Here is a 1,214-nt window from a genome sequence, read left to right as displayed (position 1 = left end):
GAGCGGCTTAAAAAGCCCATCTGCGTCGCCGCCGCCGGCAGCGACCACGGCGGCATGTTCGCCTCGTTGTAGACGCGGCCCGTGATTATCGGCCTGTCCGGGTCGCCGTTGATAAAATCGATGACCACCTCGTCGTTGACGCGCGGTATCTGCACCCCGCCGAACCCCTGGCCCGCCCACGCGCTCGAGACGCGTACCCAGCACGAGCTGGTGTCGTCGCCTTTTGCCAGCCTGTCCCAGTGGAACTTCACCTTCACCCGGCCATATTTATCCGTCCAGATGCTTTTGCCCGCCGGCCCCACCACCTTCGCCGTCTGCGGCCCGTGCGTGCGCGGCCACGGCGTTTTCGGCGTCGCCCTGAAGGTTACCGACGACGGCAGTACCTGTATCGCGATGCTGTGCCGGGTGGTGCCGTCGCCGCCGCTGGCGTAGCCGTTTTCTTCAAAGTCGTATTCCGCGCTGACCGTCAGGTATTCGCCGTTGTCGCTGAACAGCGGCGCGTTCAGCAGCCCGAAGGTGTGGCCCGGCGCCAGCCCCAGCGCCGTGCCCGTCGCGCTGATTTGCTGGTGCTCCACCTGCCATACCTGCTGGCGGATTCTGGCGTAGAACTCGCCGTGGCTGTGGTCAACGTAATGTCCCGGCCAGTCGTAGACGTCTATCTCGCCCGGCGCGGGCGACGCCGGGTTCTGCCGCGCCTGCAGCATCCACGCGTTCGGCTTGCGGAAGTCGTAGTCGTCGGTGCTGTAGAGGCCCGGCGTCACGCTCTCTTCCATCTCCCACGCGCTTATCCCCTCTTCGCTGGTGCTGCCGCCCGACGGCGTGGGGTGATACGGGATAAACTCGTAATTCGGGAACGGCCGGCCCTGCTGCTCGCTGTCCGCCAGCACCATAACGTGCCTGTCCTGCTCGTGGCGGAACCAGTAGTAAATCCCCTCCAGCTCCATCAGGCGGCTGATAAAGTCGAAGCTGCTCTCCTGGTACTGCACGCAGTATTCCCAGGTCCGGTAGCTGCCGATAAGTTTATCCTCCACCGCCACGCCGTATTCGCCCAGCAGCGTTCTGATTATCTGCACCGCCGTCTGCCCCTGGAAAATGCGCAGGTTGCGGTCGCGCTTCATCGGCCACAGGTCCGGCTCCATGGTCAGGCTGTACACCGCGTAGCGCGTGCCGTTCAGCTCGCGGCTGCCGACGCCCACGCGGGTGATTTTGCCGTT

1 protein-coding gene is annotated in these 1,214 nt (G+C 64.7%); it reads right to left on the bottom strand.

Annotated features, from left to right (window positions below):
- On the bottom strand, positions 1–1,214 hold a 1,214-nt coding region (locus ACETPC_RS23745), incomplete at both ends, for a type VI secretion system Vgr family protein (RefSeq protein ID WP_380184891.1).

This window comes from Pantoea sp. sgz302252, from assembly GCF_042610525.1.
GTDB lineage: Bacteria > Pseudomonadota > Gammaproteobacteria > Enterobacterales > Enterobacteriaceae > Erwinia.
Note: the sequence above shows the minus strand (reverse complement) of the source record. Positions and strands in the feature narration are given on the sequence as shown.